A 17164-nucleotide genomic window follows, 5' to 3' on the forward strand; every position below is an offset into this window, starting at 1 on the left:
TCATGAACTAGTTGGTTTGGCTAGTTGGTTTGGCTATATTTGGTAATTGGTATTGTTAATTTTCCCTGTTACCTTTTCCCTGTTACTTGTTACCTTGTCACTTTTGAATTTTTCAGATTTAATTTTTGGTTGGCGATAATTGCAACTATAGCATCTGGTGCATCGACATGGAGGTTATGTCCTCCTGATAGTGTTACTGTTTTAGCATGAGGTATGGCAGCTTGTTGTAAGGCTAGGTCTTCGGCTCGGTTAAAGTTACTATTATTGCCATAAACTAAAGTAGTAGGAGCTTTAATTTGATTCAGTAACTGTGTGTATTTATCCCGATTAAAAGCTGTTCCACTTAAACCAATTCCCGTACGAATTTGCAGTCTTGGATCCCAGCGCCAACGTACACCACCCTCACCAGGTTCCGTAAGTCGCTCAGCATGTTTTAAAGCTAATTCTTCAGAGAGGTTGGGGGTTAAGCGGCGCAGACGATTAGCAGCAGCTTGGATATCCTCAAAGACTTGGTGTTGGGGTGGGGATGCTAGATAATCTAAATGAGTTGCTAACTGTTGAGCCGTTTCATCCTCCTTCCCTTCCCCTGGTAGCACTGGCTCCAGCAATACTAAAGACTTGACCTTTTCGGGTCTAACACTGGCAAAGGTGGCAGCAACTACAGCCCCCATGGAATGACCGACTAGAATAAATGGCTGGTCTGTCAGTGGATTTGGGTTAGGCTCTGCCGCGCCAAACGCGATCGCATCTAAATCCCCTAAGTAGTCAATTAATTGATAAGACCCTCCCATACCTACATGCTGGGAAAGTCCATGGCCTCGCTGGTCAGGTGCAACGACTCGATATCCCATACTTGCTAAGGGACGGGCAATTTCTTCCCAAGCCGCTCCATGTTCTAAAACACCATGGATACATAGGATTAAATCTCCATCGACTGGACCCCAACTACACAGACACAGCTGTAAACCCCGCACGTCTAGATAAGACTCCTGCATCGGTTCAAGTTGTTCGGGTAGCGTGGCCTTTTGGCCAAGGTTAGCTGGTTGGGCTGAAGGTTCAAGCAGTAACGGCAATTGATAATCCAACCGTGTCGCTACCTCTTCCGCAAAATTCCCCAAAGGCCGGGGCAACTGGATTTGCCGCCAAACCTCTCCCAAAGCCGAATCAATTTGGTTATGGTTGCGGAAATTGGGGTCATCTACCGGTAGGGATTGGGGATGAACTCCATCCGTCATCCGCTGGCCTTGATAGGGTTCTAAAACCGCCTCATCAAAAGGAATATCCAGAAACTCACACAACCTTGCCATGACCAAAGCAGGTTGCTTTACTAGTTCCTCGTAATACACTAAATGATGATTAGATGGTGCAATTTCCTCGCAGAAGTCTAGGATATTACGGTTACAGGTTGTCCAAACTTCCTCTGCTAGCCAATAAGGGTTCACCTCATCAATACCAAAGATTTTATCCATCCGATTTTTCACGAAGGAATCAATTACGGCATAGGGATGACGTACTAGATGAATATACTTGGCTTCTTCAAATAAATCTTCCGCGTGCCTTAGGGTTTCCAGACTGCCAGCATAGGTAGGAGACTTATCCACAAGAGTACGTTTACCCGTTAGTTCCTGTAACCTGCCATAAACCTTCTGAATTGACCAGTCTTGCTGGGTTATCTCCTCCACCAGTGTTGTACTTGCTTCGGCATCTAGGTTCATGATTTCCATGAAAGCTCGCGCTAACCCTTCTCCTAAGTGAGTTGAACCCAAGGATTGATTGCGCTCAGCCATGCTTTCAAAGGGCAATAGGTGTAATTCTGGTGGACAGAATAAATCCCGATGACCAGCTAGCATCACCCGCAGTAAGGTGGAGCCTGACCGAGGGCTACACAGCAAAAACACCATGCTCCGATTGCGCTGGGTGGGTTTGGTAAAATTTCGTTCGCTATTGTTCCATGCCCAAGGATTAGCCCAATTCTTAATATCTGAGAGACTAGTAGTGGTCAATGAGGTTTGGGTTGGCTGGGGCTGATGAAGCCGTTCCATCTCCAAAGCCAAGTACTCAGCTAGAGCTGTAATCGTTGGTCGCTCATAAAACTCCCTAGGATAAAGCGTTATCTTCAGGTCTTTCTTACAGGCATTGAGTACTTCTACAATCATCAAGGAATCAGCACCCAAATCCATCAGGTTGCTCGACCCTGAGATTTCGCGACTTATCCCTAAAGCCTTAGCAATCTGTTGCTTAAGGTAATCGTTTAATAACTCTTCCCGTTGGGTTGTTGTACTACCGAGCAGTTGATCAAAAATCCCAGAATTGTCGTTTTCCCGATCCCCCTGAGGCGGTAGTGTTTCTGTTGTGATTACCTCTGATAGGAATAACGGTAACTCTACCGGTAGTCGTTCTTTTAACTTTGACCACTCCACCGGTAATACCCCCACCTGAGCCCCATCTTGTGCCAGAAGTTGTTCGAGTATCTGTAATCCCTGTGGTGCTTGAATCGGCTCTATTCCCAGCATTGCCATCCGTTTACCGACGCCAGCGGCTAAACCCATCTCAGCCCAAGGCCCCCAATTAATACTTAAAGCGCTCGCACCTTGCCCTTGTCGATAATGGCTGAGGCTATCTAAAAATCCGTTAGCTGCGGAATAGTTTCCTTGACCAGGGGTACCTAGGATAGAGGTGGCGGAAGAAAATAGTACAAATAACTCTAGGGCTATATCCTGAGTCAACCTGTGTAAATTCCAGGCTCCCTCAACTTTCGGTTTCATCACCCTGGCAAATTTTGCCCAATCTTGGTGCAGCAGCACCCCATCCTCCAGCACCCCTGCACCATGGATAATTCCTTTGAGGGGGGGTAGGGAAACCTGAATTCTGTTGAGACAGTCTCTAACTTGTGCTTCCTGGGATACATCCACCTGCTCCAGGACTACCATCACACCTTGTTCTTCTAATTTCCCAATTATTTCTGACGCCCTAGGATTTGGTTGGCTTCGTCCTACTAATACTAAATACCTTGCCCCCTTATCGACCATCCATTCAGCTACCTTTAACCCCAGTGACCCCAAACCACCGGTAATTAAGTAGGTGCTATCTGGTTTTAGCTGTAATGGTAAAGCGGGGGGTTGAGACTGTTGCTGTTGATGAATCAGGCGAGGCACATAGGCTTGTCCATCCCTCAAAGCAATTTGGTTTTCTCCCTGTGGCTGTAATATCTGGTTGAGCAGCATTAATGATTGCTCTTGGTAGTGCTGCTCATTGTTCAGTGCTGAGTCTTGACTTGGTTCTAGGTCTATTATCCCTCCCCAGATTTCTGGATGTTCTTGGGCAATAACTGCACCTAAACCCCATAGGGGAGACTGGGCAATCTGTAGGGATTTTTTCGTCTTACCTTTTTTCTCTAATGCTACGGGTTGTGTGCCCTCGGTAACTAACCACAGACGAGGGGGTTGAGCTAATTCTGCTTTGACTAACCCTTGCAGCAGATGCAAGACACTACCACAACCGTTTTCTAAGGTGGCGTCTAGGGGAAATGTTTGCAATCGGTCCAGTGCGGGAGTATCTAAACTCCACATATGAACCACAATCACAGATGTTGCGTTTAGGGATTCGACTTCTTGAGCTAACAGACGCTGAAAGTGTTGCGGTTGCGCTGGGTTAATTTGATAATGGTTTGGTTGTAATTGTTCATAACTTGAGCCAGGGGAAATTAGCAAAACCTTTTGGCATTTTTCTGCCAGCTGTTGAATTAATGTTTCTCCAAATCTTTCTCCAAAGCCCTCTTTATCAGCAAAAATCAACCAAGTTGTACTAGATTTAGATATATCAGTAGATATATCAGATGAATCTACATCCTTAGGTCGCCATGCTATTTGATACAACCAATCCCCATAGGAGGGAGTCGATAGTTGGCCATAGGAAATCGGGGATAATGGTTTTACTGAAGTGGTATCTAGCCAATACCGTTGCCGTTCAAACGGATAAGTGGGTAGGGAAACTAGGCGACGGGGGTTATGCTGATGGAATCTTCCCCAGTCTACTGATGCGCCATGTTTATATAGGCTTGCCAAACTTTCCAGCATTTGCCGACTATCTGGTTTTCCTGGGCGCAAACTTGGTATAGCTGTGAGCTTTCCTTTCGGTAAGCACGCTTTGCCCATTCCCAATAGGCTAGGCTTCGGTCCTACTTCCACACACAGTTGATAACCCTCTTGATAAAGGGTTTCCATGCTCTGGTAGAATTTCACGGACCCACGCACATGGTCACACCAATACTCGGTCGTAGCTATCTCAGCAGTGGCTAATTTTCCAGTTAAATTCGAAATTATCTCTATTTGTGGGGGATGTAAGGATATTTCCGATAATACCTGAGCAAAATCTCCCACCATTGGTTGCATTAGGTGAGAATGGAAGGCATGGGAGACTGGCAACTTTAGTGATTTGACCTTTTGAGAGCGTAGTCGGGCTATCACGGTTTGAACCGCCTGACTTTCCCCAGAAATCACAATATTTTCCGGACCGTTAATGGCAGCGATTGAGACTTTGTCGGATAGGGATTGAATTGCCTCAGTGACCTGCTGCTCATTGGTCAAAATGACTGCCATTTCACCCCCTGCTGGCAACTGTTGCATCAAACGCGCTCTTTCGGCAATCAGCTTGAGCCCATCTTCTAAGCTAAAGACTCCTGCTACAGTTGCTGCCACATATTCCCCAACACTATGACCCATAACCACGGTTGGTTCGATTCCCCAAGACCGCCATAACTGAGCCAGGGAGTATTCTAGAGCAAATAATGCTGGTTGGGTGTAGGCCGTTTGATTTAATGTGGAGTTGTCACTGTTGTCGCTCAAGATTTCTGGATACAGGACATCCAGTAACGGCTGTTCTAAATAGGATTGCAGAATTTCGGCGCATTGGTCGAGAGTAGCCCGAAAGATTGGTTGGGTTTCGTAAAGTTGCCTTCCCATACCACTATACTGAGAGCCTTGACCGGTGAAAAGGAAAACGATTTCGGGGGGAGTAGGGCTATTTTGTGCTATTTTTTCCGAAATGGTTTCGCTTTCTGTCAACTTGGTCAGTTGTTGCTGCAACTGGTCAGTGGATTTAACTAGGAGGGCTAGACGATAGTTAAAATGCGATCGCCCTTTATTGCTGGTCAAACAAATATCTGCTAGTGTGCTTGATGGCTCAGATCCTATGAAGTCTATGTATCGCTTTCCTAGGGTTTGCAGGGCGGTTGCTGTTTTGGCAGACAAGGTAAATAGATGATAGTTTTGGTCTTGATCGTTTTCGTCTCTATCATTACTTGTCGCTTTTGTCAACTCTGGCGCTCCTTGTAGCACCACATGAGCATTGGTTCCTCCAAAACCGAAAGAACTTACACCAGCAAATGGGGGAATAACATCCCATGGCCAAGGCTCCCGTTGCTGCTGTACTCGCAGGGGCAGTTCATCAAAGGGAATGTGGGGATTTGGCTCCTGGAAATGGAGGCTGGGTAAACGTTCTTGGTGCTTGAGGGATAGGGCAACTTTGATTAAACTAGCAATACCAGCAGCTGCTTCTAGATGACCAATATTAGATTTGACCGAGCCAATCGCAACAGGCTTGTTGGTAGGATGGGTTGATAACGCACCGTAGTTATCAGAGTTATTATCAGAGTTATTGTCAGAGCGATGTTCCTTTGGAACCGCTTTGCGATCGCGTTTTAGGACATTTCCCAAGGCCATCGCTTCAATCGGGTCTCCCAGTAGGGTTCCGGTGCCATGGGTTTCTACATACTGCACATCTGAAGGTGAAATGCCCGCGTGCTGGTAGGCCGAGACTAGAACAGCTTCCTGAGCGTCTCGATTGGGAGCAGTTAGCCCATTAGTGCGCCCATCTTGGTTCACCGCACTGCCTCGAATCACAGCATAAATTGGATCTTTATCGATCAGGGCTTTGGATAGGGGCTTTACTACTATCACCCCAGCGCCCTCGCCCCTGACAAAGCCATTGGCACGGGAATCAAATGCTTTACAGCGACCATCGGGAGATAAAGCCGTTAACTTACTCAACCCAACCGTCACCACTGGGGTTAGCATCAAATTCACTCCCCCTGCTATGGCTACGGTTGACTCACCATTCCAGATACTCTGACAAGCCAAATGAACAGCGACTAGGGATGAGGAGCAAGCCGTATCAACCGTTAGACTTGGCCCTTTGAAATTCAGTAGGTAGGAAATGCGATTAGCTGCCATAGTGGAAGCTACACCAGTATTGGTATAGGTATCCACCACCTCTGGACTTTGGAGAAGCAGCTGACCATAATCATGAGTAGAAATGCCAACAAAGACCCCCGTTTGGCTACCACTGAGTTTACTAGGCACTTGGCCTGCATCCTCTAGTGCTTCCCAAATTACTTCCAACAGTAGTCGCTGCTGGGGGTCGATATAGGTAGCTTCCCGAGGAGCAATGCCAAAGAATTCTGGATCGAATTTATCAACATGCGCCAGGAAACCACCATAACGACAATACATTTTGCCTGGTGCTGTGGGGTCCTTGTCGTAAAATCTCTCGATATCCCAACGCTCTGGTGGCACTTCAGTAATAGCATCGACACCATTTTTGAGCAGTTGCCAGAATGATTTTGGGGAAGAGGCACCTGGAAAGCGGCAGCCAATCCCGATAATAGCAATAGGTTCTTTTAAGCCTTTCCTCTTTTGCAGCTGCAATTCAAGAAGGGCGCGTTTTTCGGGGGAGAGATTGGCAATCCGCTTAGCAATATCATCCACTGGCAACATAGATCGAAACATAGATCTAGGAATTATTTGATGGGTTTTCCCAGAATTTCTTGGATTTGTGCTTCTGAAAGCATTTCCAACTCAGCTAAGAGTTGGTCTACCTCTTGATCACCACTGGAGGCAATCGATTTAACCGTTACGGGTGAACGATAAAAGGGAATCGAGGTGAACCGATCCAGATTCTGGAACTGTGCCTCCCATAATTGTTGCATCTCACTACCTGCACTCGAAACTCTCGGTTCGATTTTTCTTGGGCTGTCCCCCTGGTTTGAGTTGCTTTGTTGACTTACTTTCGCCAGATATTGGGCAAGGGACTCGATATTGGGATAATCATAAGCCAGTGTAGGAGACAGAGGCACCCCTAACCATTCTTCGAGATCATCAGCTAGTTCAACTGCTGTTACTGAATCTAGACCATAATCAGCAAAAGACTTGCTGATGTTAATAGACTGGGGAGGAAGTTTTGTTTCTCGCGCTAGCCAATCTATTATCCACTTTTGAATTGATTTGGAGCTTTGCTGAAGGCCGATAGTATTAGTGGTGAGTTCTTTTTCTGGTTTAGTTGGGGCAATGGTTGGCTGTTGTGCCAAACTCCATTGCCCTACAACTGTCAAGCTATTGTTTAGAAATCCAGCTCGACAAGCATGGCGCTGTACTTTGCCACTGGATGTCTTGGGAATACTATTGGTCTTGAGCAATAACACAGCATAGACTTGAAGCTGGTATTCTTGGGAGATGGCACTCCGGATTGCTTCAACCACTTGATCGACATCTAGTTTCCGCAGGTAATTCCTGGAAACTTCTTGGACAATCACCAATTGCTCAGCCTCTTCCACTTCCACAGAAAAAGCTGCGCCATAGGCAGGGCGAAGAGCTGGATGACTCTTTTCCGCCGTCAATTCTATATCTTGGGGATAATGGTTGCGACCCCGGATAATAATTAAATCCTTCAGACGACCTGTTACAAACAACTCGCCATCCTGGATAAATCCTAAATCACCAGTACGCAGCCATGGTCCTAAACCAGTATCAGCTAGATAGGCATTAAAGGTTTTTTCCGTCACCTCTGGTTGATTCCAATAGCCTTGAGCAACACTTGGACCTTTTACCCAAATCTCTCCGACGGCACCGGCTTCAACTTGGGTTAGGGATTGGGGGTGTGCGATCGCAATTTTTTCATTTAACCAAGTCCGGCCACACCCAACCAGGATTCGAGTCGGCACATTACCATTAGACTGACCATTAGACTGACCATTAGACTGACCATTAGACTGACCATTAGACTGATTGAGACGATTTTCTGGCAGGGGAACCACTCGATTTTGTTCAAGAGCTTCCCCTTCAAATTCCCTTACCACTGGAGGTTGGTCTTTCAAGCCTCCAGTGACTAATAATGTGGTTTCTGCCATGCCATAACAGGGGTAAAATGCTTCCCGATGGAAACCACAAGGGGCAAATTTTTGAGCAAATCGCTCTAATGTTGAGGCTCGAACCGGCTCAGCACCGGTAAAGGCCATTTGCCAGCTGCTCAGGTCAAGGGTTTCTAATTGCTTAGGGGTAATTTTATGTACACACAGCTCATAGGCAAAATTCGGAGCACCACTGGTAGTCACCTGGTATTTGGAAATTGCTTTTAGCCAGCGGTAAGGCTTGCGGAGGAAATCTACTGGAGCCATCAGGATGATGGGAAGACCAACATAAAGGGGTTGTAGGATGCCGCCAATCAGTCCCATATCATGGTAAGCAGGTAACCAAGACAATCCTCTGCTTTGGGGTGTATCTTGGAAACACTGATTAATCAAAGCTGAGTTATATAACAAATTCCCGTGGCTAACCATTACTCCTTTGGGTTTACCCGTTGAGCCAGAGGTGTACTGTAGAAAAGCCAGGGTCTTTTCGTTACAGTCCGGGTGCTGCCAATCCGATTCATGGTTCGTAGGTTGCTTGTGGGGAGGTATCCCCACACCCCTCGTCTTGTCAGTAGCCAGCCACTTTAAGCTAGCACTGGCGGGATTTTCAGCTAGCTGAGTCTCTATTTTCTCTAATAGAGGGGTAGTAGTCAGGGCAAATTTGGCCTGAGCATCTGCCACAATTGCCTCTAGCCTGGACAAATTTTGATTGGAGCGGGGGGGATAAGCGGGAACGGCTAACACTCCTGCATACAAACAGCCGAAGAAAGCTGTGATAAACTCTAAACCGGGTGGATAGAGTAGCAAAGCTCGCTCCCCTTTTGCGTTTTGGTGTAGAAGCTCGGATGCGATCGCTTGGGCGTGGTTGTCTAACTGTTGATGGGTTAGGTAGCGGTCTGGGGTTTCCCCGTTCAGTAAAAATGTATAGATAATCTGATCCGGCTGGTGTATTGCTCGGTAACGTAGCAGGTCTACTAAGGTAGAAAATTTTGGTATATTCTCGCTCATCTGATCTAAACTGTCTTTCATACCTGCATGCCTTATTTTCACAGCCAAATCGTCGTCCATCCCCTGATCGATAGATTTATTAGCCTTTTTCTAGGCTACAACAATCGTTTATTATCTATTAAGATGGGCATTATTGGCCAATAGCTTAATGAACTACCAATTCCCCTTAGTAAGGTAAGCATTCAGCTATCAGATTCAGCCAAGGACTTGTGTCCACGCTACTTGATGTGATTTTGAATAAAAGAGGTAAGCTAAGGCCAAAGGCAGCACTACGCGAACGTAAGGTCTGAGTTACGGCTGACGGCTGACAGCTGATTGCTGATACCTTAGGTTTCGCTCATAACTTTCAGCCGAATCAGCTGCTCTCCACTCTCGTCCAAAGGAACTTCAATCACGTCACCGGCTAGACGATCCATACAGGTCAGCAGCAATCGCAAGTGGGGAGTACTTGCCCCGGTATCTACATACAATCGGTCTGACAGGCTACCTAAACGCTTCCAGGTAGTATAGAGTTTGCCAACAGTCTTTTCTAGTGCCAAGGCTTGTTTCACTAAATCAGCAGCAGTGTTTAAACACTCAAGCCGTAGCGCTTCATCTAAAGCTAGTTCCATATCCAAGGATGTGTGATTAATAGCTTGGACTTGGGCAGATGCATCTAAATACTTGGCTAAGCAACGGGCATCTGAGGTCACGTGTTTAACGGTGTCCACATCTGGGTTTGTAGCAATTGCTTCTTGTAATGGAATCAGGTGGCTTTCTGGCAGCTTTTCCATCTCTTTGACCAATGGAGCCAGGTAACTGGATGGGAGACCCCCTTCAGCAGATTTTTCTTTAACTTCCTCTGGTAGTAATTCTGAGGACATGGCAGTCCATTGATCAGACGCCTGTTTGACCTCCCGGCGGGTAATGCGATCGCCTTTTTGAGCTCGTTCTGTCACCATCTGCTGGACTTCGGGAGCAGACTTAGCTGTTTCCACAAATGCCCGTTTACTGAAGTTATTAATGGCATCATGACTAAGCTGACCCTCGGTTAACAGAGTATCGGCACTGTTAGCCAGTTCAATTAGGGAGTAAGCCTGACTTTTGCCGATTTCCCGACTTTTGAGCCAATTTAAAAATCCAGCTCCCCGTCCTTCACCGCCTTTTTTCTCCCGGTCTCTTACTACTCGTAAAATCCGTCCCCGCCAGATATCGGTCTGTAGGTCAAAGCGATCGCATACTCGCCAAGCGTGATCCACTAGCTGTTCAAAGTCGGTTTCCTGAATTTCTTCATCCTCTGGGTCCGGGAGTTGGAAATCCAGATCCATGGGTTCGTTGAGCAGGGCAGCGAGTTCGGCGGTAGAGTCAGGCACTTGCACCATAGGGAAAGATTATCCAGTCACGGTAAACACGATTATTGCACGGTTTCCAAATTATAAAACTGCACGCTACCCCTAGATGAGTCTGACTTGATTATCTGGCATAATGCACCAGATGTATAGGTTATTAGTGGTTAGTCATTCTTCTGTCAGTCGAGACGACGGTATTTAGGAACTTGTACAAACTACATACAATAAGGTATTCTTGTAGAAATAAACCTTCACCCCACCTAGTTGTGATCCCTTTAAAGTAAGACAGGCATTGCTGAATCTTCGAATGAATAGGAGTAGAGTCGGCATCCTGCCCGCCCGAAAATTTAAGGAACGGGCAAGATACCCATTCCACCAGAATGCCCATTCTACAGGTGCGACCCAAGGGCGATTTACTCGCCCATTGGAAAGCGCACCTACTCTTAAAATCATTCCATTATTAAGGAACGCCGTAAGACAAGTTAAGGCAAGTTAAGGAGGTTGCGATCGCTTGAGAGCAGTTGGGTATTTAAAGATTTGATGAACCCCTTGACATGCTTTGACATGCTGTGGTTAGTATGTAGTTGTTTTGTAGGCATTGTCATCAGTAGGTCTCAAATTGCCGTCATAATTGCCCTGTACCTTCTCAAAGAGCTTAACAGTTACGTTAAGCGAATTGGTATTTCTAAGACTGAGGTGGTGGTCGGTGCTTTGGCACTGTATTTAGGGTGCGAGTCGGATGTGCCATTGAATCAGAGGCTGGCATTGCTGAAAGCCAAAGTATAACCACTACAGGCTTTGGTGTAAAAATAGTTCAGCAGGTGAGAGAGTCAGGAAGAACGATGAGCGATCACCAACGATTAGTAGACTTAAAGAATAACCTAGAGCTGCTATATGAAAAACTTGGCTCCTTTGAACAGGAGTTGATTATCTCCCCAAGTGCCTCTGCCAAGTTTGAACTCAAACAGCGGATTAAGCGAGAAATTTTCCCCAGTATCCGTAAGTATGAAGCCGAGTATTGGGAGTTGTACCCACAAGAGGCTATTCTAATTTCTGATGAAGAAGCTCAAATTCAACTAGCTCAAGTAAAACAGGCTGTTGAATCCCTTGAGCGCATTACACCTGTTGAGTACCCCCCAGAACTAGTGCAGTTGCTGCAAGATATCCGAACCAAATTGGAAGAAGGGGAAAAGGCAGCCTCAGCTAAGTTGAAGGTAATGCTGCCGTTAATTCCTGCGATCGCATCTTATGAGCTGGAAATCGATACAGAAGGGTTTATGTACAAATCCTGGAAGGCAATTAAGAAGCTGGTGAGGAGATAGGGGATGTTAAGGGAAAAGCACGAACAAGCACTATTAAATTGGAAAGAAAAGCTTTATAATTATGAGATTGAACTATCAATAACTGCTAGTACGGAACAAAAGTTTGAACTACGAAAGAAGATTGAAGAATGTGAAAACGAAATTGAACGAATACAAAAAGAGCTAAATATTGCTCAAGAAGATATAAATCAATCTCCAAAGTATCCTAATCATACTTCAATAAACCAACCTCCTATAGATAAGGATAATTCAAAAAATTCTAATAATCCAACAAGATTACTATATTGGAAAGTTATTGGATTGCTTAGTATACCTGTTATTTCTATAGTATCTGTATTAAGCGTTTACAACAACAATTGGAAATCATATCAACCATCACCAATAGAAGAAAAAGACTTTTCATCTTTGACTGAGGGTAATGCCAGGAATAAAAATGATGAGTTAAATAAAAAATCTTCTTCTTTACTTTCTAATAAAAAATCTTCTTCTTTGCTTTCTAATAAAAAATCTCCTTTGATTGCACCAGATGTTGGTGAGGGGAATTCTAGGAATGAAAATTATTTACATACACCATCTACTTTGATTTCATCAGTGACGGGAGTTGATTATAGCCATCTAGATTATCTGTTAGCCAATGGTAAGTGGAAAGAAGCTGATCTCCTTGTTGTTCCTGAATTAGAAGAAGTATCAAAACTTGAAAATTTTGAAAATTTTCCCTGTGTTGATCTTAAAATTATTGACAAACTTTGGGTAAATTATAGCCGGGGAAAGTTTGGTTATAGCGTACAACATGAAATATACAAAAGTATTGATAGAAATATAGCTGGATCCAGAATCAAAGATGAACAAATTATACGTTCGATCCTTATCAATTTTCTAGATAGGATTGGATGGTTAACCTATGGTGAAATTAAGGATTACAACAATATGATATTTGACCCTGTTAAGGCTCCGAAAGGTCATTTACCACGTGGTCGATCTGATTCATCCTCAACGAATAAAGATAGATCCGAGTCTATTTCTCTTTTTTTAAAATATTTCAGTTACTTAGATTCATGTGGTTTGTAATGTTACATTAACTAATTCTTTCTCCAAAACTAAAAACAATAATATTTATGGCTGTTAATTCTTAGATTTAGTTTTTAAATTTCCTAGCGGGGCTACATTGTTGCCTGTAGAGTAGCTGGGAATACGGATTGAGACAAGTAACAAAATTAGAGCTAATTTTATTTATTTTTTATATTTTTAATATTGATAAAATATTAAATTATAATCACCTAAATCAATTATAATTTAATATTTTCAATGGCATACAGTATTCACCGTTAATCGTATAATCATAACCAACTTATCCCCTCTCTAGCAACATAGATAAAATAAAAAAAGGGCTAGTATAGCATTCCATAGTAAGCCTGACCTATATCTAAATTCAATTATTATTACCTATTACCTATTACCTATTACCTATTACCTACTCCCTACTCCCTAAAAACCAGTACAAAATTACATCACCTACATGTAGTTTTATTAAGCCTGAGATCATCGGGAAAAAAAGTGGTAAATTATAGCCAACATAGCAAAATAATCACAGGTGCATCAAGATGACTCAAAAGAAAACTACCGACAATAAAATAATCCCAGGGAGCTTGGCATTAGGATTTGCTTTACTCATCGGTGCTGCCTGGTGGGTAACTAGCTCTAACTCTCGCTCCTTGCAATTGAACCGTATTAGTAATCCACCTATAGAAGATGTCAACTCTTCTACTACATCTTCTACTACAACAGAGAATGCAAGCCAGAATGCTGATGCTCAAACAAACCTTAACCTTGAGGGATTAGGGGATACCGACCGTGGTTATTCAATCCTCAGTAGTGCTAACTTCCGAGACGCTCTGGTTAAGCGGGGGATTGGTTTCAATTATGCTCAAGAGTCAGACCAGGAAGCTCGTGCAGCAGCTCTCGGTCAGGAACAAGCTGATCTAATTGGCACTAGCTTAGAGCAATTCCTGACTCACAAGCCTAACGGCAAAATCGTTGCTCTGTTGAACCGAACAGATAAAACAGATGGTACTCAACCCAACTTAGATGTAGTAGTGGCCTCTGAGCGTATCCTGAAATCCAATCCCAAAGAGATACAAGATTTTGTAGAAACATACTACGACCAGGTAGAGAAAGGTAATCTCAGGGATGGGGAAACTGCCGGTAAGGGGATGCAGTTTTTTACAGCAACTGAGGCGAAAGATTGGATGAAATCAGGAACTTTGGCAACAAGAATAGGGGAAACTGCGGGAGTGTTGGCAGCTTCCGGTAAGGCAAAAGATGTTCCTGTTAATACCACAGAACTGTTTACCGCTAACTATCTGCCCCCAACAGCTGAGCAAAGTATAGCTACAACCCCTCCCACTGATCAGAATCCGCCGGAAGTTGGGGCTCAACCTCAGGTAGCTGATTCTACTGAAGCCGATCAAGCTCAGGGATCACAACCGGAAAAAACCGTTGCTGAACCAGAACAAAAACCTGACTCTACCGCCACTCAAGTGGCTGAGGCAGATGATAAAGCCAAGGAATCCCAACCAGAACAAAAATCTGAACCTAATGGCACTCAAGTGGCAGAGGCTGAGGGACAAAACCCCCAGCCGCTAACTAACTTAGAAGTTTTAGGTGAAGTCAAGTTTGCCAGGGCTTCGTTTCAATTAAGTCCCCAGCAGCAGCAAAAGCTCAATGATTTGGCAGAGGCAATTCATAATTTTAACCCTAGTAGTGTAGTTGTCAAGGTGCAAGGTCATACCTCCCGTACTGGCAATCCTGAATCTAACCAGGAACTATCTAAAGCCAGGGCTCAAGAGGTAGTAAACTATCTCAAAAGCAAGTATCCCTCCCATCAATTTGTTGTGGAAGGATTAGGTTTCTCTGAACCCCAACCTGGTACTGACCCGACTTCTCCGGTTAACCAACGTACTGTGATTAGTTTGGCACCGATTCAATCTGGAAATTAGGGACAGATCAAGGCGTTGCCCAATTCTGGAATAGCCAAGGGTAATTGGTATAGAAAAGGGAACAGGGAACAGGGAGTAGGGAGTAGGGAACGATGAACAAAAATTATCACAATTAATTTAGGTACCCTATAACTGGCTCAAGTATAAGCTGTTGTGCATTTAAACTTTATATTAGTCAAATCACATCAAAAAGATAGATCCCAGTCCCCTTTTGCCAATAGCCATGCATGCTTTTTGCCTTCCTAAAAAGCATTTTAACCGTTTAGCTTACTTGAATATGATTCCAATATTCAGCAACGGCGAAGCGACCCGGTCAATAACCTTACATTGCCCTTTAATTATTCGTGAATCGACTTTCTCAACCACAACCGACAGATAGTGATCAATCTCGATGGCATGGCAGCCTTGAATTACGCTTTGCCTTAGCCCATGGAAAAACTCAACCTATTCACACCTACGCCAAAGCTCCCTTGAAGGTACAGCGACCGTTTTATCCAGAAGGGCTAGGGGTTTGTCACACTGTGGTACTTCATACCGCTGGAGGAATGGTAGCAGGGGACAAGCTATCTCAAGATATCCACCTTGAATCGGGGACTCATGCTTTAATCACCACTGCTGCTGCTAGTAAAGCTTATGGTAGGGGCAGTGCTAGCGCTAGTCTAAGAAACTATAGCACTAATAATCAAAAGCTTAGCGCTACTCTAAACCAAACAGAAGCTAGAAATATTTTTTCTAGCGCTAATCCAGAAAACAATAGCGCTAGTTTAAAGCAGCCAGAAACTAGACAAATCATCCGGCTCCAAGTAGATACTGGTGCTTGTTTAGAATGGTTTCCCCAAGAAACGATTGTATTCAATGGTGCAGTTTACCGGCAGGATTTGCGGGTAGAATTAGCGCCGGAAGCCAGTTGGTTAGGCTGGGAAATTACTCGATTTGGACGCAGTGCAAGAGGAGAAAGGTTTGTGGAGGGAAATTGGCGATCGCATACGGAAGTTTGGCAGCAAGGACATCCACAGTGGATTGACCGACAATGGTTACCAGCTAGCGAAGCCACCTTCTCTAGTCCTTATGGTTTAGCAGGACAACCAGTGGTAGGAACATTAGCTTTGGTAGGGCAACCGGTATCATCAGAGATTCTCGAACAAGCCAGAGGACTGTGGAGTGCTAGGGAGTATGTGGGGGAAGCTGGGGTAACTCAGCTGATGTCAGGATTATTATGCCGCTATCGTGGTGCTTCGACTGAGGAGGTGAGACACTGGTTTACAGAGGTTTGGCAACTGTTGCGTGTTAATCTATTCGGGCGTCCTATTATTAAGCCACGAGTTTGGCCGTTGTAATATCAAAATTGCTACTAACCAAAGGATCAAACAATGCAACTGACACCCCAAGAAAAGGATAAATTACTAATTTTTACTGCCGCCTTATTGGCAGAACGGCGCAAGGAAAAGGGGTTGAAGCTAAATTACCCAGAAGCCGTTGCCTACATTTCTGCGGAAATTTTGGAAGGTGCAAGGGAAGGACGTCCAGTAGCTGATTTAATGAGTTACGGCACTACCCTGCTGACCCGGGATGATGTGATGGAAGGAGTACCCGAAATGGTGAATGAAGTCCAGGTAGAAGCAACCTTTCCCGATGGGACTAAACTGGTTACTGTACATGACCCAATTCGTTAGTCTCACAAAACGCTTGATCAATAACTCTTTAACTGATCTTAAATCATCAGAGGATTCAAAGAAGTTGACAGAGTTCTTCTCTGAGATTGATAAGTTGGTTTCTCAGGTCATTGATTTGCTCATTGCTCAGTTGTGCAGTTGTTTGATGAGCTACTATGTTATTCAGGCTATTGATACAGTCATCAGTCGTATTACGACAGTTCTGAACAACCTGGATTCGTTCATTAAAGATTTCTTGGAAGTGAGGCTCAACTGATTGAATAATAGTTGTGTTGTTGGGTTGAGATTCATTCAGTTGGAACTTGAAAATATTCCATAACTTAACTAGTGAAGGGAGTCCCATAAGCACCAAAAAATGGTAAAAAAACTTTAAAAAAATAAAACACCAGACAGGAAAACTAAAAAAGTAGAGAGAGGAGTAATGACTATAGTCATTACTAATTTAATATTAATAGAATTAATGGCGAAAATAGTTTCCAAAATAAATTTATGAATAACCTGCAGCTGCTCAAGCAAAAGTTTTCCATAATTAGGATAAACTTCCTGGCGATTAGTATAGCTTTAAAAGCCATATAAGATGTCAGCGTTGACCAAAAAGGAATCATTAACTGTAGAAATAGAACCATCAACGAGTTAATAAGTAAGAATTAAATAA

The 17164-nt window shown here is 44.2% G+C and carries 10 protein-coding genes; 6 read left to right on the plus strand and 4 right to left on the minus strand.

Annotated elements, in window-relative coordinates; all coding sequences use genetic code 11:
- Window positions 1-89: 89 nt before the first annotated feature.
- The 3 genes from BJP37_RS17775 to BJP37_RS17785 form a co-directional block, all read right to left on the minus strand.
- Complete coding sequence (locus BJP37_RS17775) at window positions 90-6785, minus strand: type I polyketide synthase (protein ID WP_081431241.1); 6696 nt, start codon at window positions 6783-6785, stop codon at window positions 90-92.
- Between the two features lie 11 nt (window positions 6786-6796).
- The gene (locus BJP37_RS17780) at window positions 6797-9211 is read right to left on the minus strand and encodes an AMP-binding protein (RefSeq protein WP_229415349.1); all 2415 of its coding nucleotides are present in this window, start codon (window positions 9209-9211) and stop codon (window positions 6797-6799) included.
- A 305-nt stretch (window positions 9212-9516) separates the two neighbouring features.
- Entirely contained in the window at window positions 9517-10551 is a 1035-nt protein-coding gene (locus tag BJP37_RS17785; protein WP_075900709.1) for a hypothetical protein, read from the minus strand.
- Window positions 10552-11058: 507 nt separating this feature from the next.
- Between BJP37_RS17785 and BJP37_RS17790 the strand changes: the two genes are divergently transcribed.
- From BJP37_RS17790 to ureA, 6 genes are all read left to right on the plus strand, one after another.
- Window positions 11059-11304, plus strand: coding sequence for a hypothetical protein (locus BJP37_RS17790; RefSeq protein WP_198954092.1), 246 nt, complete (start codon window positions 11059-11061; stop codon window positions 11302-11304).
- Between the two features lie 56 nt (window positions 11305-11360).
- The gene (locus BJP37_RS17795) at window positions 11361-11840 is read left to right on the plus strand and encodes a hypothetical protein (protein WP_075900711.1); all 480 of its coding nucleotides are present in this window, start codon (window positions 11361-11363) and stop codon (window positions 11838-11840) included.
- Between the two features lie 3 nt (window positions 11841-11843).
- The gene (locus tag BJP37_RS17800; RefSeq protein ID WP_075900713.1) at window positions 11844-12908 is read left to right on the plus strand and encodes a GUN4 domain-containing protein; all 1065 of its coding nucleotides are present in this window, start codon (window positions 11844-11846) and stop codon (window positions 12906-12908) included.
- A gap of 533 nt (window positions 12909-13441) precedes the next feature.
- Entirely contained in the window at window positions 13442-14836 is a 1395-nt protein-coding gene (locus BJP37_RS17805; protein WP_075900715.1) for an OmpA family protein, read from the plus strand.
- A gap of 344 nt (window positions 14837-15180) precedes the next feature.
- The gene (locus BJP37_RS17810; protein WP_075900717.1) at window positions 15181-16173 is read left to right on the plus strand and encodes an urease accessory protein UreD; all 993 of its coding nucleotides are present in this window, start codon (window positions 15181-15183) and stop codon (window positions 16171-16173) included.
- Between the two features lie 33 nt (window positions 16174-16206).
- Window positions 16207-16509, plus strand: coding sequence for an urease subunit gamma (gene ureA / locus BJP37_RS17815; RefSeq protein WP_008179425.1), 303 nt, complete (start codon window positions 16207-16209; stop codon window positions 16507-16509).
- Window positions 16510-16564: 55 nt separating this feature from the next.
- Here ureA and BJP37_RS17820 read toward each other — a convergent pair whose 3' ends face one another.
- Window positions 16565-16852: a hypothetical protein gene (locus BJP37_RS17820; protein WP_075900719.1), complete on the minus strand. Its 288-nt coding sequence runs from the start codon at window positions 16850-16852 to the stop codon at window positions 16565-16567.
- Window positions 16853-17164: the final 312 nt, after the last annotated feature.

It is taken from the genome of Moorena bouillonii PNG (assembly GCF_001942495.1).
GTDB lineage: Bacteria > Cyanobacteriota > Cyanobacteriia > Cyanobacteriales > Coleofasciculaceae > Moorena > Moorena bouillonii.